This window comes from Proteiniborus sp. MB09-C3, from assembly GCF_030263895.1.
Classification (GTDB): domain Bacteria; phylum Bacillota; class Clostridia; order Tissierellales; family Proteiniboraceae; genus Proteiniborus.
Genome location: NZ_CP127161.1, coordinates 2,420,538 through 2,447,366 on the forward strand (window position 1 = coordinate 2,420,538; position 26,829 = coordinate 2,447,366).

Below are 26,829 nucleotides of genomic sequence, written 5' to 3' on the forward strand. Positions count from 1 at the left end.
AAGGGGGGTGTACTTATGGTATTTGAAAAAATCAAAAAATTAATTGCAGAACAACTTGATGTTGAAGAATCAGAGATTGCTCTTGAATCTTCTTTCCAGGAGGATTTAGATGCTGACTCATTGGATGTTGTTGAGTTAATAATGGCTATTGAGGATGAATTTGATATAGAAATATCTGATGAAGATGCAGAAAAGATAGCTACTGTAAAAGATGCAGTTAATTATATTCAAAATAATACTAAGTAAAGAATAAAAAGAGGGTCCCGTTTAAGCCGGGACCTTAAAAAATAAATTAGATATATAAAAAACGTCAAATCATATTTTACACTATTTAGAATCAGAATACTAGTTAATAAATTTTTATTATAGAATGATATTGAAATCTAAATCATTTAGTTTATTTTATTATGAGAGTAGGTATAGCATGAAAAAAAGAGTAGTTATAACAGGTTTAGGAATCATAAGTCCCATAGGAATTAGGAAAGAACAGTTTTTGGATTCTCTTTTTCATGGAAAAAGTGGTATATCACATATTACTCGATTTGATACAAGTGGTTATGGTACAACGATAGCAGGTGAGGTTAAGGACTTTGAGCCTGAAAACTATATAGACAAGAAAGAAGCTAAAAAGATGGACAGGTTTACTCAATTTGCTGTTGCTGCTTCTAAGTTGGCGATAGAAGATGCTGGAGTTAAATTAGAAGAAATCAGCAAGGAAAGATTTGGAGTCATCATTGGTTCAGGAGTAGGAGGAATTGAGACTTTTGAAGAGCAGCATAAAAAACTATTAGAAAAAGGTCCAAAGCGAGTTAGTCCATTTTTTATTCCCATGATGATAGGCAATATGGCAGCAGGACAAATATCTATAATGCTGGGTGCAAAAGGAATAAGTGAAACTATAATTACTGCTTGCGCTTCATCAACAAATGCAATTGGAGATGCATTTAAGGTAATTCAAAGAGGAGACAGCGATATAATTGTTGCTGGTGGTACAGAAGCTTCAATTACACCTATGGCATTAGCAGGATTTGCTGCTATGAAAGCATTATCAACAAATAACCTAGAGCCTTCTAAAGCAAGCAGACCTTTTGATAAAAATAGAGATGGCTTTGTAATGGGTGAAGGAGCAGGTATTCTTATTCTAGAAGAGCTGCAACATGCATTAGACAGAGGAGCTAGGATATATGGGGAAATAGTAGGCTATGGTTCCACAGCTGATGCATATCATATTACAACGCCTTCTGAAGCTGGTGAAGGAGCAGCTAGAGCTATGAAAATGGCCTTAAATGATGCTAAAATACTGCCTGAAAATGTAGACTACATTAATGCCCATGGTACGTCTACATCCTACAATGATGCCCTAGAAACAGCTGCAATTAAAGAGGTGTTTAAAGAACATGCATATAAATTAAAGATAAGTTCTACTAAGTCAATGACAGGACATTTATTAGGAGCAGCAGGAGGTATAGAGGCCTGTGTATGTTCTCTAGCTATAACTAATGGGTATTTGCCTCCAACAATTAATTACGAAACCTATGATGAGGAATGTGATCTAAATTATTTACCTAATAAAGGTATTTTTGAAGAAGTTAATATTGCTCTTTCTAATTCTCTCGGCTTCGGGGGACATAATGCAACGATAGTAATTAAAAAATTTAAGGGTTAGTATTCTAATCCTTATTTTTTTATTCATAGGTTTCTAATACAAAATAGTTTGCATAATCTACATGTTATATAGTAAACTAATGTATGTGGGTGTTATCGTAGATGCTTTAAATCCCTTAAAACATCTACAATAATACCTCTATGTACAATTTATTATATGGAGGAATTCATAATGAGATATGTAATAAATACTGACAGAATACATTTGCTAAACGAAATTCAGGCTAAAATCGGATATAAATTTAGAAATGTCGAATTATTAAATTGGGCATTGACTCATAGCTCTTATGCAAACGAACACAAGAGATTTAAAATTACCTACAATGAAAGGCTTGAGTTTTTAGGAGATTCCGTTTTAGGACTTATAGTAAGTGACTTCATCTTTACAAAATATTTAGATTATCCAGAAGGAGAATTGACTAAACTTAGGGCTACAGTTGTCTGTGAACCATCTCTTTCCTATGTTGCAAAACAAATAGATCTAGGGAAATATATGCTTTTAGGAAAAGGAGAAGAAGTTACTGGAGGACGGGAAAGGGTTTCTATATTAGCAGATGCTTTTGAAGCCTTGATAGGCTCCATTTATCTGGATGGAAAATTTAATAATGCTAGGACTTTTGTGCTGAAGTATATGACTGGAATTATTGAAAATGCAGTTGATGGAAGAGAATTATTTATAGACTATAAAACACAGCTTCAAGAGATACTACAGAAAAAAACAAAGTCAAAGATTGAATATAAAATAGTTTCTGAAGAGGGGCCAGATCATAATAAAGTATTCCATACAGAAGTTGTGGTGAAAAATAAAATCCTAGGAAAAGGCATTGGTAAAAGTAAAAAGGAAGCAGAGCAAAATGCCGCCAAGATTGCCTTGGAAAGAATGGAAGTTGAAAATGAGCATTAAGTATCATATAATTCCAATATTTGTTCCTCATGTAGGATGTCCCCATGACTGTATTTTTTGCAATCAAAGAAAAATTGCACAGGAAAAAGCTAATATAGATGGAAATAGTATTAAAGATACAATTGATAGCTATTTAAGCACTATTCCTAATACTAATGAAAAGCTGGAGATAGCTTTTTTTGGAGGCAGCTTTACAGGCATAGATGTTGAGAGTCAAAAAAAACTTTTGGAAATAGCCTATAATTATAAAAACAAAGGCTATATAGATAGAATTCGTCTATCTACAAGGCCTGATTATATAGATAATGAAAGGCTGAATTTGCTGAAACAATACGATGTTGACATTATTGAATTAGGAGTTCAGTCAATGTGCCCTGATGTTCTTCAAAATAGTTTCAGGGGTCATAGTGATGTTGATGTAATTAATGCCTCTAAGCTTATTAAAGACTATGGTTTTACATTAGGCTTACAGATGATGGTAGGGCTTCCAGAAAGCAATTATGAAAAGGAGATATTTACGGCAAAACAACTGATTGATTTAAACCCAAGTATTGTACGTATATATCCTACATTGGTCATTAAGGACACATATTTAGAAAAAAATTTTTACAATGGCGATTATATTCCTTTGTCCTTAGATGAAGCTATTGAGATATGTATTGACTTATTGATGCTGTTTAATTACTATGATATAAATGTTATTAGGGTGGGGCTTCAACCCACAGATAATATAGCTAAGAATAAGGACGTTGTAGCGGGACCTTTTCACCCTGCCTTCAGACAGCTAGTTGAGGAAAAAGTTTGTAGAGAGTATTTAAAAATATTTTTTAAATATAATACAGAGATTAAAAATATTCAAGTATATATAAATAAAAAGGAAATATCGAATTTCGTAGGTCAGCATTCATCTAATTTGAAATTTTTAAGAGAAGCATATGGAATAGATAAGGTAAAGATCATGGGCAAAGATATTAATAAAGAATCATTTTTTATAGCAAATGAAGGAATAAACTATGAAATAAAAACAAAAGAGCTCACAGAAAGATATTTAATAAATAAAGGTCTAGTTACTATGAACTAGATACCTACAGGTTTCCTCAGTGGAAACCTTTAATTCATGTATTGATATTTATTCCTTAGGAATTGAGGTGTATGGATTTGTATCTAAAGAAAATTGAAGTTCAAGGGTTCAAGTCTTTTGCAGACAAAACCGAAGTCGAATTTAAAGGTGGTATTACAGCCGTTGTTGGGCCTAATGGCAGTGGAAAAAGCAATATTTCAGACGCATTACGGTGGGTATTAGGTGAGCAAAGTGCTAAGACATTGAGAGGCAGCAAAATGGAAGATGTTATTTTTGCTGGAACTAATAACAGAAGACCTACTGGATTTGCAGAAGTGACATTGGTTCTTGACAATAAAGAGGGAAGCCTTCCTATAGACTATTCAGAGGTTAGTGTTACCCGTAGGGTATTTAGATCAGGAGAAAGCGAATATTATATAAATAAAAACTCATGTAGACTAAAGGATGTAAGAGAGCTTTTTATGGATACAGGGGTTGGAAAAGACGGTTACTCAATTATTGGACAAGGTAGAATAGATGAAATATTAAGTACAAAATCTGAAGATAGAAGAATGATTTTTGAGGAAGCCGCTGGAATAGTAAAGTACAAGACTAGAAAAGAAGAAGCAGAGAAAAAATTAGAAAAAACAAAAGAGAATTTAATAAGAATAAATGACATCATAAATGAACTTGAGAATCAAATAGAGCCACTTCAAAATCAATCAGAAAAAGCAAAGGAATATCTCTTGCTTTCAGAAAAGCTAAAGGATTTAGAGGTTAGTCTTTTTGTAAGAGAATACGATAGGCTTAAAGAGGAACTGAACCATATAGAGGAACAAAAAGAATTAGTGGTATCCCAGCTTAAATACAATGAAGAAAAAAGAGATGCCTTTGAGAGTAAATATAATAAGGTTAAAAATGAAATAGAAAAAATGGATGCCAAAATAGAAGAAATACAGAATTTTAAATATTCAACTCAGAATATTATTGAAAAGAATGAAGGAGAATTAAAGCTAAGCAAAGAAAGAATCTTTTATTTGGAAAAAGAGACAGAAAGACATCTAAATGATGTGAAATTAATTGAAAAGCAAATCAATGATACTAATGACAAGGAAAATGAAGAAATGGACCATAAGCTAGAGCTTGAGAAAAAAGTTGAAGCTCTAGATATCCAGCTAAATAGAAAGGTTAAAGAGCTGGAGGATTTAATCAATAGTATGAAAAAAACCGAAGAAAGCATGGAAAATAATAAAAGTGATTTAATTCAGTACCTAAACCAAATAGCAGATAAAAAAAGCAAACTAAATAGCATATCCACGTTTAGTAAGAGTATAAATAAGAGAATAGAACAGATAGAACATGATATCAATGGCATTAGGCTGCAAATTGAAGAAAATAGTAAGCAAAGTGATAATATTTCAGAGGAAATACTAAATTATAAAAATACTTTGGATGGACTCAATAAAGAAAAAAGAGAGAAAATAAAAGCTAGAGATCAAGTTATAACACATCAGGAGTCTTTAAAAGCTGAAGCTGATAGCATAAAAGGTCAAGTTCACGGAAAGCTGTCAAACTTGAAGCTGCTTATGGAGATGAAGGATGAGTATGAAGGATATTATAAGAGTGTAAAAAATACTCTTTTAGCATGTAAAAATGATAAGAGGTTAGGTAAAGGAGTTAAAGGCGTAGTTGCTGAACTAATAAGTGTGGACAAGAGATATGAGAGAGCCATAGAGGTGGCTTTAGGCTCATCATTACAAAACATTGTTACTGAAACCCAAGAAGACGCAAAGATTATAATAGATTATTTGAAAAAAAATAAGTTGGGGAGAGTAACATTTTTACCTATTTCATCAATAAAAGCTAGAGGGCTAAATGCAGCTGAAAGAAAGTTGCTGGGAAGTGAAGGATTAATAGGAGTTGCCTCAGAATTAATTAACTTCCACAGTGACTATAACAAAATATTTGAATATTTGCTTGGAAGAGTTTTAATAGTTGAAACACTAGATGATGGAATAAAGCTTTCAAAGCAGAGCGGCCATTCATATAAGATTGTATCTCTAGATGGTGAAATACTAAATCCAGGTGGATCAATGACAGGGGGAAGCTTTAATTCCAGCAATACAAACATATTAGGCAGAGATAGACAGATAAAAGAACTGGAAGAGGATTTGAAGGAGCTAAATAATAAATATTCATATTCCAATAATAAGATTGGGGAGTATCAAAAGGAAAAGATAGAGTTAGAAGCTAGGCTCTTAAATATAGATGATAAAATAAATGAGCTTAATGTTTACCTAGTTAAATTAGAGAATAAACATAATCAATTTACTACAGATAATATTAGAAACAATTCTTTAGTGGAAAAATATATAAGAGAAAAAAATCAGCTTATAAATGAAAATCACGATTCTAGTGTTGATATCTGTGGCCTAGAAAAAGACGTGGAGACCTTAAATGAAAAAACCAGATTAACTCAAACTAAAATTGAAGAGTTGACTGAGAAATTTGAAAAGCAAAGAGCTATTAAAGATGAGGTTATAAAGGCTAATACAGATTTGCAAGTAGAAACAGCTACAATAAAACAAGAATTAAAAGCTATTTCAGAATCAATAAATAGTTATATTGATAATCGTTCTAAGCTAGAAGAGGATATTGAAAGGAAAACTAAGGAGAAAGAGAATAATAAGGAAGAAGTGCTTAAGGAAAGAACTAGAATAGATTCTTTACTTGAAGAAAAGAAAAGATTATCAGAAGAGCTCTTGGAGTATGATATTAGACTTGATGAGGTAAAGTCTGAAAGAAATAATTTTATGCAGGCCTATTACACAGATCAAGAGAAGCTGAATGAAATGAATAGAAAAATAAATGATCTTCAAAAGAGTGTTTCTTCTCTAGAGGTAAAACAAGAAAAGTACAACATGCAGGTTGAAAATATAAACACTAAGCTATGGGAAGAATATGAAATGACTTACCAAATGGCGCTTAAATACAAAAAAGAAATCGAAAATGTAACCAGAGTTCAAGGTGAAATACGGGAGCTTAAAAATAGAATAAAAGCTTTGGGCAATATAAATTTAGATTCCATTGAAGAATTTATAAAGACAAGTGAAAGATTTGAATTTTTAAAAACCCAAAAAAAAGATTTGACTGAGGCTAAAGAATCCCTTGATGTTGTGATTAAGGATATGAATATAAAAATGAAACAACAATTCAAAGAGAGCTTTGATATAATTAGAGTTAATTTTACTGAAGTATTTTCCAAGTTGTTTGGTGGTGGCAAAGCGGATGTATTACTAGAGGATGAGGAGAATATTCTTTCTAGTGGTATTGAGATAATAGCCCAGCCGCCAGGCAAAAAGCTACAAAGCTTATCCTTATTATCTGGTGGAGAAAGGGCTCTGACAGCAATTGCTCTTTTGTTTGCAATATTAAAAACTAAGCCAACACCATTTTGTATACTCGACGAAATTGAAGCAGCTCTTGATGACGCAAATGTTTATAGATATGCAGATTATTTGAAGGAATTTTCTAATGAAACACAATTTATTATAATAACCCATAGGAAAGGAACTATGGAATGTGCTGACTCTCTATATGGAATAACTATGGAGGAAGAGGGAGTAAGTAAATTAATTTCAGTAAAGCTAACAGAAAAAAATAATGAAAGAGCTAGCTAAGGAGGTATATAATGTTTAAGAACTTATTTAAATGGGGAAAAAAAGATAAACAAGACAATACTGATAAGCCTATTGATGAAATGATTAATGAAGAAATATATGCTAAAGATAGCCAGTACGATGAAACATCTACTGAAGATTTTGAGTTAAATGAAGATGAGATAGAAGAAATGTTTAGCGAGGATATTCAAGAGGATGTAGAAAATTATAATGTAGATACAACTATTGATGAAGCTGAAGCAGAGAAGAAAAATGATCTTGAAGATCAAAAAAATGTAATTACTGAAGAAAATGATACTGAAGATAAATCAGATTCAGAAAAATTAGGTTTTTTTGGTAGACTAAAAAGTGGGCTTTCTAAAACTAGGAAGGGAATCACTGAAAAGGTTGATATAATTTTAAAATCCTATAAAAAGGTAGAGGAAGAGCTTTTTGAAGACTTAGAAGAAGTTTTGATTACAGCAGATGTTGGTGTTAACACATCATTGGCTATTATTGAAGAGTTAAGAAATAGAGTGAAAGAAAGAAAGGTTAATGAAGTATCTGAAGTAAGAGAGTTGCTAAAAGAAGTGCTTAGAGATGTTTTGATGAAGGGTGAAACGAACAAGCTTGATATTGAGCCCTCACCTGCAATTATTTTAGTAGTTGGTGTAAATGGAGTTGGGAAAACAACAACTATAGGAAAACTATCTTCAAGACTAAAATCAGAAGGCAAAAAAGTCCTTATAGCAGCGGGTGATACATTTAGGGCTGCAGCCATAGAGCAGCTGCAAGAATGGGGTAATAGAGCTGGTGTAGATATTATTTCTCACCAAGAAGGTTCAGATCCTGCAGCAGTAATCTTTGACGGAATCCAAGCTGCAAAAGCTAGAAAAACTGATGTGTTGATTTGTGATACAGCTGGAAGACTACACAATAAAAAGAATCTGATGAACGAGCTCAGTAAAATATTCAGGGTTGTAGAAAGAGAATACCCAGAAGCAAAAAAAGAAGTATTGCTTGTAGTAGATGCTACTACAGGGCAAAATGCTGTTTCTCAAGCAAAAGTATTTAAAGAAGCATGCGATATAACTGGAATTGTATTAACTAAGCTTGATGGAACTGCTAAAGGAGGAGTAGTTTTAGCAGTGCAGTCAGAACTAAATGTACCAGTTAAATTAGTTGGTGTAGGGGAAAAAATAGCAGATTTACAAGATTTTGACCCAGTAAACTTTGTAGAAGCAATTTTTGAAGAATAGATGTTGACAAAGAGTATATTATGATATAGAATAACACTGTCAAGCAAATAGCTTTACACTAAAACTAATAATGGTGATCATATGTTTGAGAAAATTTTTGAAATTGGATTACTTTTTGATTTTTATGGTAAGTTATTAAATGATAAACAATATTCAGCTATTGAATTTTATTATATATACGACCTGTCATTAAGTGAGATTGGAGAACTTCTTGGTATAAGTAGACAAGGAGTACACGATTTACTAAAGCGTTCTGAAAGCAAGCTTTTTGCCTATGAAGAGAAATTAGGCTTAGTTAAAAAGTTTTCAGATAACAAGATTAAAGTAAAATACATTTTAGAGAATGCGGATGGAATAATAAAATCACTTGATGACAAAGATTTTATTCATGCAGGAGAACATATAAAAAGGATAAAAGATATTGCTGTAGAGATATTAGAAATCGGTCAGGAGGTTAAGTGATGGTTTTTGAAGGTTTAGCTGAAAAGCTACAAAATGCTTTAGGTAAGCTTAAAGGAAAAGGAAAACTTTCTGAAAAAGACGTAGATAACGCTATGAGAGAAGTAAAGCTGGCTCTTTTAGAAGCCGATGTTAACTTCAAAGTGGTTAAAAATTTTGTGAATGCAGTTAAGGAAAGATCTATAGGTCATGAAGTCATGGAAAGTTTAACACCTGGACAACAAGTGATTAAAATAGTAAATGAAGAATTGACAAAATTGATGGGTGAAAAAGAAAGTAAAATTGAATTTTCAAGTACTCCGCCTACAGTTATAATGATGTGCGGTCTTCAAGGAGCAGGTAAAACTACTACTTCTGGTAAATTAGGTGCTTTATTAAAGAAAAAAGGCAGAAGACCTTTACTTGTAGCATGTGATGTCTATAGACCTGCTGCCATTAAACAGCTGGAGGTTGTTGGAGAAAAAGTTGGCATTCCAGTCTTTACTATGGGTGATAAGCAAAACCCAGTTAATATAGCAAAGGCTTCAATTGAGCATGGAAAGAAAAATGGAAATGATCTTATTATAATAGATACTGCTGGTAGACTTCATATTGATGAGGAGCTAATGGAAGAGTTAGAGAATATAAAGAGTCAGGTTAAACCTAGTGAAATATTATTAGTAGTTGATGCAATGACTGGTCAAGATGCTGTAACGGTGGCACAATCATTTGACGAGTCACTAGGAATTACTGGAGTAGTATTGACAAAACTCGATGGTGATGCAAGAGGAGGAGCTGCTCTTTCTATTAGAACAGTAACTAATAAACCAATTAAGTTCGTTGGTATGGGAGAGAAATTAGATCAACTAGAGACTTTTTATCCTGATAGGATGGCATCTAGAATATTAGGCATGGGTGACATGTTAAGCCTAATTGAAAAAGCTCAAGCAAGCTTTGATGAAAAAAAGGCATTAGAGCTTGAGAAAAAATTACGTAGTCAGCAATTTACTTTTGAAGATTTTTTAGATCAGCTTCAACAGATGAAAAACATGGGACCAATGAATCAAATATTAGAGATGATACCAGGTGTGAATTCCAAACAGTTAAAAAATCTCAATGTAGATGAAAAAGAATTAGTTCATATAGAGGCAATTATTCAATCAATGACTAAAGATGAAAGAATGAATCCAGTCATTATTGACGGCAGTAGAAGGAAAAGAATTGCCAAGGGAAGTGGAACCAGCATTCAAGAGGTAAACAAACTCCTTAAGCAGTTTAGTGAAACTAAAAAAATGCTTAAGAAATTTTCTGGAATGGAAAAGACCATGAAGAAGAAAGGAAAATTTGGGTTACCTTTTTAAAATAATTCATAATTTTTAAAGGAGGTGAAAAAATGGCAGTAAAAATCAGACTAACAAGAATGGGTTCTAAGAAAAAACCTTTCTACAGAATTGTAGTAGCAGATTCTCGTTCACCAAGAGATGGTAGAATTATTGAGGAAATTGGACACTATAATCCTGTATCAGAACCAAAGGAAGTTGTAATTGATGATGAAAAAGCAATAAAATGGTTAAATAATGGTGCAAAACCAACTGACACAGTTAGTTATTTATTTAAAAACAATGGAGTTTTAGAAAAATATGAAGCTACAAAAAAAGCCGAATAATTGCTTTCAGGGGGTGAAATAGATGAGAGAATTAGTTGAAATACTTGCAAAGGCACTTGTTGATAATCCAGATGAAGTTATAGTAAACGAAATAGAAGGTACTCAATCAATTATCATTGAGTTAAAGGTAGCCCCAGAAGATATGGGAAAAGTTATAGGCAAACAAGGCAGAATAGCAAAAGCTATGAGAACTTTAGTAAAAGCTGCAGCAATCAAGGAAAATAAAAGAGTAGTAGTAGAAATCATACAATAAGGGATTAGATTAGCTAATCCCTTTTTATGACCTAACCCAATTTTCCGAACGCTTTTTTCGGGAAATTGTTGGTAGGTCAAACGCAACGAGCACCAAATTTATGAGAGCGATAGCGAGCAAATAAATTTGAGTTGCGAGACTGCGGAAAATGACCTAACCCAATTTTCCGAACGCTTTTTTCGGGAAATTGCTGGTAGGTCAAACGCAATAGACAATCCATATTATAGAATATATTTAATTAAAATGGCAGGTGTACGTATGGAATATATTCGGGTAGGTAAGATAGTTAATACACATGGTATAAAAGGCGATGTTAAAGTATTACCTCTAACAGATAATATTAATAGATTTGAAAAATTAGAATCAGTATATATTGAAGATGATAAAAGCCGCATTAAAATAGAAAAGGTTTGGTACAGCAAGGGATTTGTGATGCTAAAATTCAGAGGACATGATGACATTAATGATGTTTTAAAATATAAGGACAAATATATCGTTATTGAGGAAAAAGATGCCATAGAATTACCAGAAGATTCATATTTTATTTATCAGATAGTTGGAATTAAGGTTTTTTGCTCCGATGGAAGAGAACTAGGAGAGATAGTTGACATTTTACAGCCTGGAAGCAATGATGTTTATGTAGTCAAAGGAAAGGACATAATCAGTAATGTTGAAAAGGAATATTTAATACCAGCTATAAAAGATGTTGTTAAATATATTAATATAGAAGATAAAAAAATGATTATAGAGCCCATTGAAGGATTGATAGAATGAGAATAGATGTACTTACGTTGTTTCCTGAAATGTTTTTTAACTTCCTAGATGCTAGTATTGTTGGAAGAGCAGTAAATAGCAACATTGCAAGAATTAATTGTATAGATATCAGAGATTTTTCTAAAGATAAGCATAGGAGAGTAGACGATTATCCTTTTGGTGGAGGGCCTGGTATGGTTATGGGACCTGAACCAATTTATAATGCAATTAATTCAGTAAAAAGCGAAAAAAGTAGAATTATTTGTCTTAGTCCAAAGGGGAGAACCTATAATCAAGAAATTGCAAACAAATTATCCTTAGAGGAGCATATTGTTCTTTTATGCGGACATTATGAGGGAATAGATAATAGAGTAATAGAGAACTATATTGATGATGAGATATCCATAGGTGATTATGTTTTAACTGGTGGAGAGATTGCTGCAATGGCTGTAATAGATTCTATTATAAGATTATTACCAGGAGTATTAAATAATCAAGAATCCTATATGGACGAATCTTATTTTAATGGACTTTTGGAATATCCTCATTATACTAGGCCAAGAATATTTAACGGTATTGAGGTTCCTGAGGTTCTTTTATCAGGTAATCATGAAAAGATTAACCAATGGAGAAAATATCAATCACTAAAGATAACTTATGAGAGAAGGCCAGATTTACTTGCGAATATAGAATTAGATAAAAATGAACAAAAGATGCTAGAGGATATTATTAAAAAAGATAGTAATTGCGAAAAAATCAAGGCTAAAAATAAGTTGTAATATTATTTTATATATGTTATAATGACATTTGTGGAAAATGGGCGGTCCTCTGCATATAGGCAAGAACGTCTAGGAGGAAGGGAGGTAATACAATGGATATTATTAAAATGCTTGAGCAAGAACAAATCAATAATGAGGTTATTGACTTTAACGTAGGAGATACTGTACAAGTACACTATAGAATTAAGGAAGGTAACAGAGAAAGAATCCAAGTCTTTGAAGGAACTGTACTTAAAAGACAAGGTGGAGGATTAGGAGAAACTTTTACAGTAAGAAGAATTTCTTATGGAGTAGGAGTAGAAAGAACTTTCCCTCTACACACACCAAAGATTGAAAAACTTGTTGTAGTAAGAAAAGGTAAGGTAAGAAGAGCTAAGCTTAACTACTTAAGAGAAAGACAAGGTAAATCAGCAAAAGTAAAAGAGAAAACAGATTATTAATAAATTTGGGACTGGCTACAGTCCCAATGTTTATTTTAAGGAGTAAATAACTAGGGTGTGACTAGCTAATTAAGGGTTGGTGATAAAATGAATATTAATTGGTATCCTGGGCATATGAAAAAAACAAAAGATTTAATAAGTAATAATTTAAAGCTGGTGGATTTAGTAATAGAACTATTAGATTCTAGAATTCCATACAGTAGTAAAAATCCCGACATTGATAAGTTAATCAGCAACAAGCCCAGAATAGTTATTATGAATAAAAGTGACCTCAGTAATGAGAAAGCAAACTATAAGTGGATTAGATACTATAAATCAAAAGCTCAGCCTGTTGTATTGGCTAATTCAATAAGCAATATAGGCATAGGCAATATTATAAATGAAGCCAATAGAGCTGTGGAAGAAAAGCTGCAGCTAAGAGAACAAAAAGGAATTAGAAACACGTCTATTAGGGCTATGATTGTAGGTATTCCTAATGTGGGGAAATCAACGCTGATTAATTCTTTGGCTGGAAGAAAGGGTGCACAGACTGGCAATAGGCCTGGAGTAACTAAAGGAAAGCAATGGATAAAGTTAAAAGGTAATATTGAGCTATTAGATACCCCAGGAATACTATGGCCCAAATTTGATGACAAAAATGTAGCACTAAACCTAGCTTTTACTGGCGCTATTAAAGATGAAATAATGGACATAGAAACTCTTGCCCTCAAATTGATTGAGAGGCTTAGAGATAAAGAACAAGGTCTTTTAGAGAATAGATATAATATAAAGATAGAAAACGATGAACCTATTGAAATTATGGAGAAAATTGCCTTTAAAAGAGGCTGCCTTTTAAAGAAAGAGGAAATTGATTACACCAGAGCAAGTCATCTTATACTAGATGAATTTAGAAGGGGTCTGATAGGTCAGATTACATTAGAATATCCAGAAGATATAAAGAATTATGATTAGCCTTCCGATATTATATATAGGAGGGCTTTAATTCTATAAATATATAATTAGAAATTATTACAGATAAAAATAAATTGGGGGCAAATAATATGCTAGAATTTGAACGAGAATTATGGGATAAAGGATATAGAAATATTGCATGCATAGATGAAGTTGGGAGGGGTTGTTTAGCAGGTGATGTTGTAGCCTGTGCAATTATACTTCCTATGGAATTATTAATTGAAGGTGTTAAGGATTCTAAAAAGCTTACTCCTAAGAAAAGGGAGACTCTTTATGATGTAATAACTGAAAATGCTGTTGCCATAGGCATAGGTAGTGTTGATCCTAAAACAATTGATGAGCTCAATATAAAAGAATGCACATTGATAGCTATGAAAAAAGCAATAGAAGCTCTTAAAGATAAAGATGGGAACCCAGTAACTCCAGATTTTGTTTTGATTGATGCAGAAAAGTTAGCCATTGACATACCTCAAAAAAGTATAATTAAAGGTGATGAAAAGTGTCACGGCATAGCAGCAGCCTCTATAATAGCTAAGGTATATAGGGACAGAAAATGTGGAGAATGGGCAAAAAAATATCCAGATTATAGTTTTGAAAAGCATAAAGGATATGGAACTAAAGTACATATAGATGCAATAAAAAAATATGGACCATGCTTAATACATAGAGAGAGTTTTTTAAAAAAGATTATTGGCGCCCGAAAATAATAAGGAATGTTGGTGGTTTAATGTGAAAGTAACAAATGCTTATTTAAATGAAAAATTATCAATTAACAACAATAAGCCTTTAAAAGAGGGGCTATTTATTAGGGCAAAAGTAGCAGAAATAAATGGTGATGACATTACTATAGTCCTAGAAAATGGAGAAATTCTAGATGCAAAAACTAATATAGATCTAGAAAATATGAAGAATAGTTTATTAACTTTTCTGATCAAAAGCGTTCAAGATAATAAGATATTTTTATTACCAATTGATGAGGGAAGCCTACTCATTCCTAATATAGAAAACGGAGATGCTGAAAATAAAGTAGAGCTTTTTATTAACAAAGTACTTGATGATTACAATCTGCCAAAGAATAAAGAAAATGTACAAATTGTCAGAACAATGCTTAGTTTTAAAATTCCATTGACACAGGAGAATGTTACTAAAGTCATAAAAAATTTAGATAAAATTAATAATCTTAAAAATGTACAGAGGGAGGATAAAATAATTACATTTAATTCTGGCAGATCTCCACTAAATGAAAATATTATGAAACTCATTAAAGTGGACTCTAGTGCTGACATTATTAGACATAGCTATAACAGTGAAGCTTCACATAATAGCTTTTCAGACTTGACGAATATAGTAGTTCAAAATAATAGCACAGGAAATATGAAATTTATTGACGTTACTGAGATTGTGTATTCAAAGCTAGAATCTATTTTTCCTGAGCATAATACATCAACTGATATCATAAATAAACTCGTTTTCCTAATGAATTTAGACCTTGAAATATCTATAGAAAATATTGAAATATTGACTAACTTATTGAATAAAGAAGAGGGAATAACAAAGCCTCTATTTGAACTATTTAGCTACTTGAAGAATCATAGCAGAAGTGATAATATCTTTTCAAGTGAGAATATTGATTTATTTAATAAAATAAATTTCAAGCCCTTAAAGGTTAACTATGAGAATAATTTCAACAAGGAAAATGTGAAATTATTTTTAAATGAAATAAATGACTTATCGGAGCAAATAAAATCCTCTATTATAAATAAAAAAAATATCATTAAAGAGCTGAATATTAAGCTAGATGACTTTTTTCAAAGTATAGAGCTACATAATAAGATAAACTCATATTATTCCTTTGTTAACATACCTATTGAATTTAATGAAGAAAAAGATAATAGTCATATAACTATATTGAAAAAGAAAAATAAGCTCAAGAAAAATAGCTATGTTTTTTATATATCTTTAAATACTAAAAATTTAAGAAAGGTAGATATATTATGTAATATTAATTATGAAGAGATAAGATTAGATTTTATAGTAGAAAAAGAGTTTGTTTCCTATTTCACTAGAGAACTTAAGCACTTAAGAAAATCTTTAGTAAATCTAGGATACCAAAATATCGAGATTAATTTTAAGGAAGATAAAGAAAGTGATTTACTAAGCATGTTCATAGATGAAGATTTATTTTTAAACTATAATCTAAATATTAGGGTGTGATAATATTGTATAAGGAAAATGATAGAAAAGTAGCAGTAGCCATAAAATATGATGGGAATAAAAAAGAGGCACCCTATGTAATAGCAAAAGGAAAAGGATTAGTTGCAGATAACATTATTGAAAAAGGCATTGAAGAAGGAATAAATATTATTGAAGATAAAGTATTAGCTGACAATCTAATAAAGCTAGAAATTGCTGAAGAAATACCAGAGGAACTGTATACAGCAGTTGCAGAAGTGCTTTCTTTTATTTATAGGCTTGATAAAGAAAGGGAAGATAGTCATGAATAGTACAAGAAATATTGGCATTATTGGAGAAGATATAGCAGAAAGATATTTATTAGAAAATGATTACAAAGTACTAGAAAGGAATTTCAGAGTTAAGGCTGGCGAGATAGATATTATTGCTCAAAAAAATCAGATTATAATTTTTGTTGAAGTAAAGGCGAGAAGTAGCAATAAATATGGTTTTCCATATGAATCAGTTGACTATAGAAAGCAGCAGAAAATTATTAGAGTGGCAGAAAATTATATAAAATTTAAAGGACTAACTAATTGTCAGTATAGATTTGATATTATTGAAGTATTTTTAAAAGAAAATAAAAAAATCAATCACATTCAAAATGCTTTTTGGGCATAATTCATAGGGTCATTACTAAGTTAACCCTATGAATTTTTTGTCTAAAAAATCATGTGCCTTTTCAAAAATTAGACCTACAATAAACCAAGCAGGAAAATAATCAAACCGTATATATCCTCTTAGTGTATACGTAGTTGAGCTTTTATAATCCCATGGACATGAACCTATTAACTGTTCAAGCAGAAAACCACTGAGAAATTCAATCGTATATATTAAAAATACCCACGTTATTCCTCTAATGAATATATTATTCCTCCTTATTTTGTCATGTATAGGCTCTAAGAATACTGCTGAACCATATATAAAAAACATCCAGATGCTTGTTTTGCTTATTAAATTTAAATTTCCTGATAGCAAAGAATGCATACCAGTCCAAAATACCTCCATTAACATTCCTAATAATCCGTATATAACAAAGTGAGTTAACATAATAATATTATGTTCTATATATTTTTATTTATGCTTTTAGACATGTAGTGGTATAAAGTAACAAAAAATCATTAGGTTTAAAAAGAAAATGTCATTATGTGACTATTGCCCAAGGAATATCATTGGGAAATTGATATTATATGTTTTAAAATTCGTGGAAACATTATATAATAATATATGCTGCATTAGAGCAGTATTTTAATATTATAAATAGCAGGGGAGGATTAAGATGAGCAACAAACCTATAGTAACTATTGAAATGGAGAATGGAAAGAACATAAAAGTGGAGTTGTATCCAGAGATTGCACAAAATACTGTAAGAAATTTCATCTCATTGGTTAATAAAGGCTATTATGATGGTCTTATTTTTCACAGAGTAATTCCTGGTTTTATGATACAAGGAGGCTGTCCACATGGAAATGGAACTGGCGGTCCTGGCTATTCAATAAAGGGAGAATTCAAAAGCAATGGCTTTGAAAACAACTTAAAGCATGAAAGAGGAGTTATTTCTATGGCCAGATCAATGATGCCTGATTCTGCAGGTTCACAATTTTTTATTATGGTTGAAAAAGCATCTCATTTAGACGGTGAATATGCTGCTTTTGGAAAAGCTATTGAGGGCTTGGAAGAAGTTGATAGAATTGTAAATGTTAAAAGAGACTATAGCGATAAACCCTTAGAAGATCAAAGAATAAAAAAAGTAACAGTTGATACTTTTGGAACTGATTATGGTGATGTGGAAAGGATTTAGATGGAAAACTGCCTTATAAATGGCAGTTTTTTATTTGAATCCTTGAAATAATTATTGCTAATCATGCTTTATATAACAAATTTTCAGAAAATTTAAAGGAATAACGAACTTAATATTGAATTATTCATAATTATAGAATAAACTAAAATATGACAATTATTATGACTAAATTATTTTTTTACCTATAATCAGATAAAAAAGGAGAAAAGTCATATGCTATCTAAAATAAAAACCTGTGTTTTGCAAGGATTAGACGGGTCTATTGTAGAGGTGGAGACTGATATATCACGTGGCCTCCCAATGTTCAATATAGTAGGGCTGCCAGATGCTTCAATTAAAGAATCAAAAGAAAGAGTGAGGACTGCAATAAAAAATAGTGGATTTGAATTTCCCCTAAGTAGAATTACTGTAAATCTTGCACCTGCTAACACCAGAAAAGAGGGCTCACAGATAGATTTATCTATAGCTGTTGGAATACTTACTTCTATGGAGGTTGTTAAACATGGCTTTGAGGATACCTGTTTCATCGGTGAGCTATCCTTAGATGGTAACATAAGCAGAGTAGATGGGGCTCTTCCAATAACTATTTCTTTAATGGAGCAAGGACTAAAAAGAGTTATTATTCCATTTGATAATAGAGACGAATGTAGTGTAGTTAAAAATATCGATATTATTCCTGTAAAAAATATAGAAGAATTGGTTTTGTTTTTAAATGGAGAATTAGCTATAGAGCCCTATACATCATCAGATTACCTTATAGATGATGAGGAAGAAAATTATTATGATGATTTTGCTGATATTAAAGGTCAATATGCTTTGAAAAGGGCAATGGAAGTAGCAGCTGCTGGACATCATAATGTACTCATTCTTGGCCCTCCTGGCTCGGGAAAGACTATGGCAGCAAGGAGACTGCCATCAATATTACCCAAACTTACATTTGAAGAATCCTTAGAAATAACCAAAATATATAGTATTGCTGGATTACTAGATAATAAATCGTTTATAAGTACTAGGCCCTTTAGATCACCTCATCATACGACCTCAGCTATTTCGTTAATTGGAGGGGGAAGAATACCTAAGCCTGGGGAAATATCATTGGCGCATCATGGTATTTTATTTTTAGATGAATTACCTGAGTTTTCGAAAAGTGTTATAGAGGTTCTAAGACAACCAATGGAGGATGGAATAGTTACTATTTCCCGAGTAAATGCTACCTTAACATACCCAACAAAGTTTATGTTAGTGGCAAGTATGAATCCATGTCCATGCGGCTATTATGGTGATCCAATTCATCAATGCAGCTGTAGTCAGAAAAACATTGATAGATATTTAGGTAAAATTAGTGGACCTCTTTTAGATCGTATGGATATTCATATTGAAGTAACTCCTGTTTCCTACAATGATTTAGGAGAAAACAGCTCTAACGTAGAAACTTCAAAGGAAATCAGAGAAAGGGTTAATAAAGCAAGGAAGCTGCAAGTAGAGAGGTATAAAAATGATAATATTTTTTCTAACTCACAATTAACTACAAAAAATATCAACAAGTATTGTAAACTAGATTCAAGAAGCAAGAAACTTATAAAGGAAGCCTTTGATAAGCTTGGATTAAGTGCTAGGGCATATAATAAAGTATTAAAGGTTGCAAGAACAATTGCAGATTTAGAGGGTAAGGAAGAAATTCAATATAATCATTTAGCAGAGGCTATTCAATATAGAAATTTGGATAGAAAGTACTGGTAAACAAGAGAATGTTTAAGGATGGGCTAATATGAATAATAGAGATATATTAATATGGCTTTCAAGTATTGAAGGAATCAGCAATAAAGCAATTGATTTATTAGAAAAAAAATTAGGTGATTTATCATGTCTTTGGAGTACAAGTGATAATGATATCTTATCTATGAATGAAATAAATGAAAAAATAAGACATGAAATTATTAAGAATAGAAATGATGTATATTACGAAAACTTATATAAAAAGATAGATGACTTTAATGTAAAATTAATAACATATTATGACGAGGATTATCCTCAAAGTCTTAGATATATAAATGACAGTCCCAAGGTTTTATATTTAAAGGGTCAACTGCTTCCAGAAGATGAAACTTCTATCGCCATTGTTGGTTCTAGAAAATCTACATCATATGGAAAGTGGGTAGCAGAAAAAATTTCTAGTGAACTTGCTAGCTTAGGAATTGTGCTAATAAGTGGAATGGCTAAAGGGATAGATACTCAGGTGCATGTCAGTGCACTAAATAGTAAAACGAGAACAATTGCTGTTTTGGGATGTGGAGTTGACGTGGTTTATCCAAGCTCAAACAGAGAATTATATGATAGAATACAAGATAATGGTTGTATTATTTCTGAATTTCCCTTAGGCACTCAACCCTTGCCATATAATTTTCCACAAAGAAATAGAATTATTAGTGGACTATCCTTAGGAGTAGTGGTTGTAGAAGCTGCTGAAAAAAGTGGTTCATTGATAACAGCTCACCATGCTATGGAACAGGGTAAGGATGTATTTGCAATACCGGGCAATATAAATAGTATTTTTAGCAGAGGAACTAATCTTCTAATTAAGGATGGAGCTAAACTGGTCATGTCAGTTGAAGATATTATAGAAGAAATTCCATGCTTAGTAGAAAAATATACAAAACTTTATAAAAAAAATGAATTGGACTATAATCAATTTAGTGAAGATGAAATTAATGTAATAAAATGCATTTCAGAAAGACCTATACATTGTGACTTAATAGCGTATAAGACAGGTATTAGTGTTGTTGAGCTAACCAGCCTTCTCACAATACTTGAGATGAAGGGAGCTGTTAAACAGCTTCCAGGGAGAATATATACCATTAGATAATGGAAAACATAGATTTATGTTAACTTTTTTGATATAATTACACACGTCATCATATTTTCGGAGGTGGAAGTCTTGGCAAAGGATTTAGTTATAGTTGAATCACCTGCAAAAGCTAAAACTATATCGAAATTTTTAGGAAAAAATTATGAGGTCAAAGCCTCTGTTGGACATATTAGGGACTTACCTAAAAGTAAGCTTGGGATTGATATAGATAATAATTTCGAGCCAGAATACATTACCATTAGAGGAAAAGGACCAGTAATAAAGGAATTAAAGAATGAAGCTAAAAAAGCAAGAAAAGTATTTTTAGCAACAGACCCTGATAGAGAGGGAGAAGCTATATCATGGCACTTATCCAATATATTAGATTTAGATGAAACCAATAAAAGTAGGATAGAATTTCATGAGATCACTAAGAGTGCTATTCAAAATGCAATTAAAAATCCAAGGGCAATAAATAAATCATTAGTAGATGCTCAACAAGCGAGGAGAGTATTAGATAGGCTAGTGGGATACAAAATAAGTCCTTTACTTTGGAAAAAAGTAAAGAAAGGTCTTAGTGCAGGGAGAGTACAGTCTGTTGCTACTAAGCTAATTTGTGACCGTGAGGAAGACATAGAAAAATTTATACCTAAAGAGTACTGGTCATTAGATGCTATTTTGTTGAAGAATAAAAATAAAATCAAAGCTGGCTTTTATGGAGAGATTAAAGATAATAAAGAATTAAAAATTGAATTAAATACAAAGGAACAGGTAGACGAAGTAATATCTGCCGTAAAAAACAAGGGATTTATTGTTCAAGATGTAAAGAAGGGGAAGAAAAGCAGAAATCCTAATCCTCCTTTTACTACTAGTAGCTTACAACAAGAGGCATCAAAACGCATCGGTTTTTCTACAAAAAAAACCATGATGATAGCCCAGCAATTATATGAGGGTGTTGACATAAAGGGTGAAGGAACAGTAGGACTTATTTCATATATAAGAACTGACTCTACGAGAATTTCTGAAGAAGCGTTAAAAAGTGTTAAAGAGTATATAATAGATGAATATGGTGAGAAATACTTAGGAACTACTAATAAAAATAACACGAAAAAGAAAAAAGAAATTCAAGATGCGCATGAGGCTATTAGACCTACATCTGTTACTAGGACACCAAGTATGGTAAAAGATTCTTTAAAGAAGGATCAATATAAACTCTATCAGCTTATTTGGGAACGCTATGTGGCAAGTCAAATGGGACCAGCACTGTATGAGACTCTTACTATTAAGATTTATGCTGGGAACTATGTATTTAAAGTTACAGGATCTAAAATTATCTTTGAGGGATTTTTAAAGGTATATAATTCTTCTGAGGATGAAAAAGATGTTTTATTGCCAGAGCTAGAGCCAGGAGAAAAATTAGCACTTAAAGATTTGGAACCTCAACAGCATTTTACCCAACCTCCCCCAAGATATACGGAGGCTTCATTAGTAAAAGCTTTAGAAGAATTAGGGATTGGTAGGCCTAGTACCTATGCTCCTACTATAAGCACAATATTAAGTAGAGGATATGTGATACTAGAGAAAAAGGTTTTTAAACCGACTGAGTTGGGCATAGTAGTTACAGATTTACTAAGGGAATACTTTAAAGGGATAGTTAATGAAGAATTTACTGCCGAAATGGAGAAGCAACTGGATCAAATCGAAGAAGAAAGCACTGACTGGAAAAAAGTAATTGAATTTTTCTATAGAGATTTTTCGAAAGAATTGGAGATAGCTGAAAGAGAAATAAGTAAAATTGAAATACAAGATGAAGAAACAGATGTAATATGTGACAAATGTGGTAGAAATATGGTTATAAAAATGGGTAGGTATGGAAAGTTCTTAGCCTGTCCTGGATATCCAGAATGTAAAAATACCAAGCCTATTACACAGGAAATAGGAGTTAAATGCCCTAAATGTGGTGGAGACATAGTTGAGAGGACATCTAAGAGAGGAAGAAAATTTTATGGATGTAGCAAATACCCAGATTGTAATTTTGTTTCCTGGGATAAACCACTTAATGAGAAATGTCCAAAGTGTAAAAGTATTTTGGTAGAAAAGAAGTCTAGAAAAGGAACCGAAAAAAAATGCATTAACTCGGAATGTGATTTTGTTGAAGAATAAAAAATAAATGTATATATGGTTATACTATATAGTAGAAAATTAAATATGTTGTAATATTTCGAAAAGTATGATAACATCTTTATTGCTTTGTTTAGTATGATAAATAAGGGAAAAGCCTTTATTAGAAATAAGGGAAAATTTCATAAGGAGGATTTAAATGGGTGAAAGCTTGTTGATTAAAGCTAGAAGATTAAACAAAATTTTGCAAAACACGGGATATAAACCTGTTTCTTTCACTGAGATTAGTAGATTGCTATCTGATATATTAGCTGCAAATGTCTATATTGCAAGTAGAAAAGGAAGGGTATTAGGATTTGCACTGCATGAAGGCTTTGAATGCGGAATACTTCATAGTGAGGTAGTAGAAGAAAAGCGATTTCCAGAAGAATATAATAGTGATTTATTAAGGATAATTGAAACTAAGGAAAATATTAGAGAAATATCAGAATGTGTATTTGACCAAGTTTCAAAATGTGATTATCAAGATAAAATCACAACTGTAATTCCATTAATAAGTGGAGGGACAAGATTAGGAACATTAGTATTAGCAAGATTCGGGAGAGAGTTTTCAGAAGATGACTTAGTTTTATCTGAATACAGTGCTACCATTGTAGGAATGGAAATACTTAGATCCAAAAACGAAGAAATAGAAGAAGAAGCAAGGAAAAAAGCAGTGGTTCAAATGGCCATAGGTACACTTTCATACTCAGAGCTAGAGGCTATAGAACATATATTTAATGAATTAGATGGAAACGAAGGCTTGTTAGTTGCCAGCAAGATTGCAGATAGGGTAGGCATTACTAGGTCAGTAATAGTAAATGCCCTGAGAAAGTTTGAAAGTGCTGGAGTGATTGAATCTAGGTCACTAGGCATGAAAGGAACACATATCAAAATATTAAATGATAAGCTGCTAGATGAGCTTAATAAGTTAAAAGAAAGTTGATAGTTTCTATCGGCTTTTTTTATTTTGCTTCAATTTTTTAGCATAAATCTAAAATAATTATGGACATGTTGCTTTTAGGCCCAAGGTACCAAAACTTAAAATTCGATAAATATTTACATGAAATAGCAGGAAAAGCAAAATAAAAATAGAATATACATTCATTATGTTTAAAACCATTTTAAAACCATAAAAAACAGCATAAATATTAGGTAATAAGTATTAAAATAGAAATTATAGTAGAAAATTATCGAATTCTATAATAAACTATCTTTGAAAGGTGATGTATATGATAAATGGAATTTTTAACTCAGTAGACTTTCTTAAAATAGCTCTTGATGGTTCTATTTTAAGACATACTGCTATATCAGACAATATAGCTAATGTGAATACACCTGGCTATAAGAGAAAAACAGTAGATTTTGAAAATCTTTTAAAAGATGAATTAGAAAAAAACAAATTAAGGCTGTCTACTACTAATAGCAGACACATAGGGGGGACTTCTATTAGCAATTTAGATTTGGCAATTAAGGAGCAAAATAATATTGCAGTAAGAAGAGATGGTAATAGTGTGAACATAGATATTGAAGTAGCTGAAAGAGCTAAGAATGAAATCTACCATAATGCTATTAGCAGACAATTATCTAGGCAATTTGAGACAATTAATTCTGTTATCAATGAAGGGGGGAGATAATTATGAAAATGTTTAATTCTATAGATATTAGCGCAACGGGTATGACGGCTGAAAGAACAAGAATGGAGATAATTTCCAAGAACATTGCAAATGCTAGTGTAACTAGAACTAGCAGTGGAATGCCTTATAGAAGACAAATGGTTGTATTTAAGCAAAACGAAGCCTCACCTTTTTCAGCATATTTATCAGAGTTCAGTAATGAGCTCCAGAAGGCTAAAGGTGTAAAAGTAAGTGAAATAGTTGAAGACAAAACCCCATTTAAGCAAATATATGAACCTGGTCACCCTGATGCAGATAATAATGGTTATGTACAAATGCCAAATGTTGATATAACTACTGAAATGGTGGACATGATTTCTGCTACTAGAGCCTATGAAGCTAATATGAGTGCAATAAACTCAGCTAAGAATATGGCCCTAAAAGCTTTAGAAATAGGACGATAATGGAGGAAAATTATGAAAGTTGAAAATATAAATAATTTATTTACGAAGAGTAATAGTAACGCCATCGAAAAAAATGCTACAGAAGCTACTACATTTAGTGATTTTTTAAAAAATGCCTTGGATGAAGTTAATGAATTACAAATCAACTCAGAAAACTATACAAAGTTGTTAGCTTTAGGAGAAATTGATAATATTCATGACGTTCCAATAGCAGCAGAAAAAGCCAAGGTTGCATTTCAGATGACTCTTGCCATTAGAAATAAAGTGGTTGATGCCTATAAAGAAATTATGAGAATGCAAGTCTAATACATATGCGGTAAGAAATGAGGTGATATGGTGGGAGAATCCATACAGCAAATGATAAGGCAATTAAACGAGTTTTGGAACAACCTCGAAAAAAAGAAAAAAATTAAGTTAGTAGTAGGAAGTGTAGTATTAGTATTTAGCGTTACAGCTTTGATTTTTTTTATGACCAGAACCAAATATGATGTTCTTTTTAGTGGCTTAAATCCAAAAGAGGCAGGAACAGTTACAAAGAAGCTTGAGGAATTGAATATTCCTTGGAAGGACGAAAATAATGGAACTACCATATTGGTGCCGCAAAAGATGGTAAGTAAGGCAAAAATGGAACTGGCCACAGAAGGTATACCTAAAGGAAGATATAGCATGGAGGATGCCTTAAATGATTCAAGCTGGACGATGACTGAATTTGATAAAAAACAGAGAGCAAATTATGGACGTGCCAATGATTTAGCCATGGATTTAGAAAAAATCGATGGAGTAGAAGAAGCGTCTGTTTTTTTGAACATACCTGAGGACACTAGTTTTGTATTAAACAATGATGAAAAGCCTTCTGCTTCTGTATTTATTACTCTATCTAAGGGAAGAACATTGACTTCAAACCAAGTACGAGGAATACAGGATCATATAGCAAGGGCAGTAGGAATGGATCCTGAAGATGTCTCTGTTGTTGATGATTCGGGAAAAATTTTAACAATTACAAATGAAAATCAAGAGGACTTTGATTTAACCGAACAGCTTAATCTTCAACAAGGCTTACAGGAAAGGATTAATAAGAGTATAAAGGATTTTCTTGAAAGTGTATTTGGATATGGAAATGTTGTAGTAAGGTCTGGAGTTAAGGTAAACTTTGATACAGAAATGACAAGCATTCAAGAGTTTAATCCTCCTGTTGAAGGTATGGAGGAAGGCTTAGCACGAAGCATGGAAAGACTTGAAGAGCAAATGGAAAACATGCTGGATGGTGGTATACCTGGTGTAGATTCTAATGTAGATGATATTACTGATTATGCTCAAGTGACTGGAGAAAATTCAAAATATAATAAAGCTAGTGAAACTATTAATTTTGAGTTAAATGAAATAAACAAGCAAATAAGAAAAGCACCTGGACAAGTTGAATCAATTACTGTTGCCATAATACTAAACAAGGATTCTTTGCCTGAAGATGGACTTAATGATGAACTGAGAAAAGAAATTTCAAACCTTATATATGCCGCAACAGGTCTTGATACAAAACAAGTTGAAGTTAGTGCTATGAAATTTAATGATGGACTTTCAGCTCAGGAAGGGCTTGAAAGTGATGTAAAAGATAGCACTATGTCTTGGCTTAAATACTTGATTTTTGGACTTGCTATAGCAGGTGGATCAGCCATCATAACAATAGTAGTGTTTAAAAGAAGAAAGAACGAGGAAATTGACATCAATGAGATGATTGAACAAAGAGCAAACGAAATGGCTATTATTGAAGACATTGATTTTGATTCAGAGAAATCTAAAGTAAAAGAACAGATTAATAATTTTGTTGACAAGAAACCTGATGCAGTGGCACAACTTTTAAGAACTTGGTTGAATGAAGATTAGAGG

28 protein-coding genes are annotated in these 26,829 nt (G+C 32.0%); 27 read left to right on the top strand and 1 reads right to left on the bottom strand.

The genetic code is table 11. The features are described 5' to 3' along the window. Positions 1 to 15 precede the first annotated feature (15 nt). The 18 genes from acpP (at position 16) to QO263_RS11845 (ending at position 16,680) form a co-directional block, all read left to right on the top strand. The gene (gene acpP, locus QO263_RS11760; protein ID WP_285621588.1) at positions 16 to 246 is read left to right on the top strand and encodes an acyl carrier protein; all 231 of its coding nucleotides are present in this window, start codon (positions 16 to 18) and stop codon (positions 244 to 246) included. A 178-nt stretch (positions 247 to 424) separates the two neighbouring features. Beyond that, positions 425 to 1,666, top strand: coding sequence for a beta-ketoacyl-ACP synthase II (fabF, locus tag QO263_RS11765; protein WP_285621590.1), 1,242 nt, complete (start codon positions 425 to 427; stop codon positions 1,664 to 1,666). A gap of 171 nt (positions 1,667 to 1,837) precedes the next feature. Beyond that, a complete protein-coding gene (gene rnc / locus QO263_RS11770; RefSeq protein WP_285621594.1) occupies positions 1,838 to 2,569 on the top strand; it encodes a ribonuclease III in 732 nt (243 codons plus the stop codon). After that, on the top strand, positions 2,559 to 3,650 hold the full coding sequence (locus QO263_RS11775) for an elongator complex protein 3 (protein WP_285621597.1): 1,092 nt from the start codon (positions 2,559 to 2,561) through the stop codon (positions 3,648 to 3,650). The genes rnc and QO263_RS11775 overlap by 11 nt, the downstream gene beginning before the upstream one ends. A gap of 77 nt (positions 3,651 to 3,727) precedes the next feature. Further along, a complete protein-coding gene (smc, locus tag QO263_RS11780; protein WP_502928716.1) occupies positions 3,728 to 7,309 on the top strand; it encodes a chromosome segregation protein SMC in 3,582 nt (1,193 codons plus the stop codon). 278 nt (positions 7,310 to 7,587) lie between these two features. Then, a complete protein-coding gene (gene ftsY / locus QO263_RS11785) occupies positions 7,588 to 8,547 on the top strand; it encodes a signal recognition particle-docking protein FtsY (protein ID WP_352169738.1) in 960 nt (319 codons plus the stop codon). 81 nt (positions 8,548 to 8,628) lie between these two features. After that, a complete protein-coding gene (ylxM, locus tag QO263_RS11790) occupies positions 8,629 to 9,009 on the top strand; it encodes a YlxM family DNA-binding protein (RefSeq protein ID WP_285621603.1) in 381 nt (126 codons plus the stop codon). Continuing rightward, positions 9,009 to 10,346, top strand: coding sequence for a signal recognition particle protein (ffh, locus tag QO263_RS11795; protein ID WP_285621605.1), 1,338 nt, complete (start codon positions 9,009 to 9,011; stop codon positions 10,344 to 10,346). The genes ylxM and ffh overlap by 1 nt, the downstream gene beginning before the upstream one ends. A 32-nt stretch (positions 10,347 to 10,378) precedes the next feature. Further along, complete coding sequence (gene rpsP / locus QO263_RS11800) at positions 10,379 to 10,651, top strand: 30S ribosomal protein S16 (RefSeq protein WP_285621607.1); 273 nt, start codon at positions 10,379 to 10,381, stop codon at positions 10,649 to 10,651. Between the two features lie 22 nt (positions 10,652 to 10,673). Then, on the top strand, positions 10,674 to 10,904 hold the full coding sequence (locus QO263_RS11805) for a KH domain-containing protein (protein ID WP_285621611.1): 231 nt from the start codon (positions 10,674 to 10,676) through the stop codon (positions 10,902 to 10,904). Between the two features lie 258 nt (positions 10,905 to 11,162). Continuing rightward, the gene (gene rimM, locus QO263_RS11810; protein ID WP_285621612.1) at positions 11,163 to 11,678 is read left to right on the top strand and encodes a ribosome maturation factor RimM; all 516 of its coding nucleotides are present in this window, start codon (positions 11,163 to 11,165) and stop codon (positions 11,676 to 11,678) included. Continuing rightward, entirely contained in the window at positions 11,675 to 12,436 is a 762-nt protein-coding gene (gene trmD, locus QO263_RS11815; RefSeq protein WP_285621615.1) for a tRNA (guanosine(37)-N1)-methyltransferase TrmD, read from the top strand. Before rimM ends, trmD begins: the two co-directional genes overlap by 4 nt. 92 nt (positions 12,437 to 12,528) lie before the next feature. Beyond that, positions 12,529 to 12,876, top strand: a complete 348-nt coding sequence (rplS, locus tag QO263_RS11820) for a 50S ribosomal protein L19 (RefSeq protein ID WP_285621618.1) — start codon at positions 12,529 to 12,531, stop codon at positions 12,874 to 12,876. Positions 12,877 to 12,963: 87 nt separating this feature from the next. Then, on the top strand, positions 12,964 to 13,827 hold the full coding sequence (gene ylqF / locus QO263_RS11825; RefSeq protein ID WP_285621621.1) for a ribosome biogenesis GTPase YlqF: 864 nt from the start codon (positions 12,964 to 12,966) through the stop codon (positions 13,825 to 13,827). A 74-nt stretch (positions 13,828 to 13,901) separates the two neighbouring features. Further along, on the top strand, positions 13,902 to 14,534 hold the full coding sequence (rnhB, locus tag QO263_RS11830; RefSeq protein WP_285621624.1) for a ribonuclease HII: 633 nt from the start codon (positions 13,902 to 13,904) through the stop codon (positions 14,532 to 14,534). Between the two features lie 22 nt (positions 14,535 to 14,556). Beyond that, positions 14,557 to 16,041 (top strand): DUF6240 domain-containing protein, encoded by a 1,485-nt coding sequence (locus QO263_RS11835; protein ID WP_285621627.1) that lies wholly within the window; start codon positions 14,557 to 14,559, stop codon positions 16,039 to 16,041. Positions 16,042 to 16,046: 5 nt separating this feature from the next. Further along, entirely contained in the window at positions 16,047 to 16,331 is a 285-nt protein-coding gene (locus tag QO263_RS11840; protein ID WP_285621631.1) for an EscU/YscU/HrcU family type III secretion system export apparatus switch protein, read from the top strand. Next, positions 16,324 to 16,680 (top strand): YraN family protein, encoded by a 357-nt coding sequence (locus tag QO263_RS11845; RefSeq protein WP_285621633.1) that lies wholly within the window; start codon positions 16,324 to 16,326, stop codon positions 16,678 to 16,680. Before QO263_RS11840 ends, QO263_RS11845 begins: the two co-directional genes overlap by 8 nt. 15 nt (positions 16,681 to 16,695) lie before the next feature. Here the strand turns inward: QO263_RS11845 and QO263_RS11850 are convergent, their stop codons facing one another. Further along, positions 16,696 to 17,109 carry a putative ABC transporter permease gene (locus tag QO263_RS11850; RefSeq protein WP_285621635.1) on the bottom strand — a complete coding sequence of 138 codons (414 nt, stop codon included), beginning with the start codon at positions 17,107 to 17,109 and terminating at the stop codon, positions 16,696 to 16,698. Positions 17,110 to 17,338: 229 nt separating this feature from the next. Here QO263_RS11850 and QO263_RS11855 point away from each other — a divergent pair, with 229 nt between their 5' ends. From QO263_RS11855 to fliF, 9 genes are all read left to right on the top strand, one after another. Then, entirely contained in the window at positions 17,339 to 17,860 is a 522-nt protein-coding gene (locus QO263_RS11855; RefSeq protein ID WP_285621641.1) for a peptidylprolyl isomerase, read from the top strand. A gap of 192 nt (positions 17,861 to 18,052) precedes the next feature. Further along, a complete protein-coding gene (locus QO263_RS11860; protein WP_285629290.1) occupies positions 18,053 to 19,600 on the top strand; it encodes a YifB family Mg chelatase-like AAA ATPase in 1,548 nt (515 codons plus the stop codon). Between the two features lie 28 nt (positions 19,601 to 19,628). Next, the gene (gene dprA / locus QO263_RS11865) at positions 19,629 to 20,723 is read left to right on the top strand and encodes a DNA-processing protein DprA (protein WP_285621644.1); all 1,095 of its coding nucleotides are present in this window, start codon (positions 19,629 to 19,631) and stop codon (positions 20,721 to 20,723) included. A gap of 72 nt (positions 20,724 to 20,795) precedes the next feature. Further along, complete coding sequence (topA, locus tag QO263_RS11870) at positions 20,796 to 22,868, top strand: type I DNA topoisomerase (protein ID WP_285621647.1); 2,073 nt, start codon at positions 20,796 to 20,798, stop codon at positions 22,866 to 22,868. 157 nt (positions 22,869 to 23,025) lie between these two features. Continuing rightward, complete coding sequence (codY, locus tag QO263_RS11875; protein WP_285621648.1) at positions 23,026 to 23,811, top strand: GTP-sensing pleiotropic transcriptional regulator CodY; 786 nt, start codon at positions 23,026 to 23,028, stop codon at positions 23,809 to 23,811. 286 nt (positions 23,812 to 24,097) lie between these two features. Then, positions 24,098 to 24,502 carry a flagellar basal body rod protein FlgB gene (flgB, locus tag QO263_RS11880; RefSeq protein WP_285621651.1) on the top strand — a complete coding sequence of 135 codons (405 nt, stop codon included), beginning with the start codon at positions 24,098 to 24,100 and terminating at the stop codon, positions 24,500 to 24,502. A gap of 2 nt (positions 24,503 to 24,504) precedes the next feature. After that, positions 24,505 to 24,945 carry a flagellar basal body rod protein FlgC gene (gene flgC / locus QO263_RS11885; RefSeq protein WP_285621654.1) on the top strand — a complete coding sequence of 147 codons (441 nt, stop codon included), beginning with the start codon at positions 24,505 to 24,507 and terminating at the stop codon, positions 24,943 to 24,945. A gap of 12 nt (positions 24,946 to 24,957) precedes the next feature. Beyond that, positions 24,958 to 25,251, top strand: coding sequence for a flagellar hook-basal body complex protein FliE (gene fliE / locus QO263_RS11890; protein ID WP_285621658.1), 294 nt, complete (start codon positions 24,958 to 24,960; stop codon positions 25,249 to 25,251). Between the two features lie 30 nt (positions 25,252 to 25,281). After that, complete coding sequence (gene fliF, locus QO263_RS11895; protein WP_285621661.1) at positions 25,282 to 26,826, top strand: flagellar basal-body MS-ring/collar protein FliF; 1,545 nt, start codon at positions 25,282 to 25,284, stop codon at positions 26,824 to 26,826. The last annotated feature ends 3 nt before the right edge of the window (positions 26,827 to 26,829 follow it).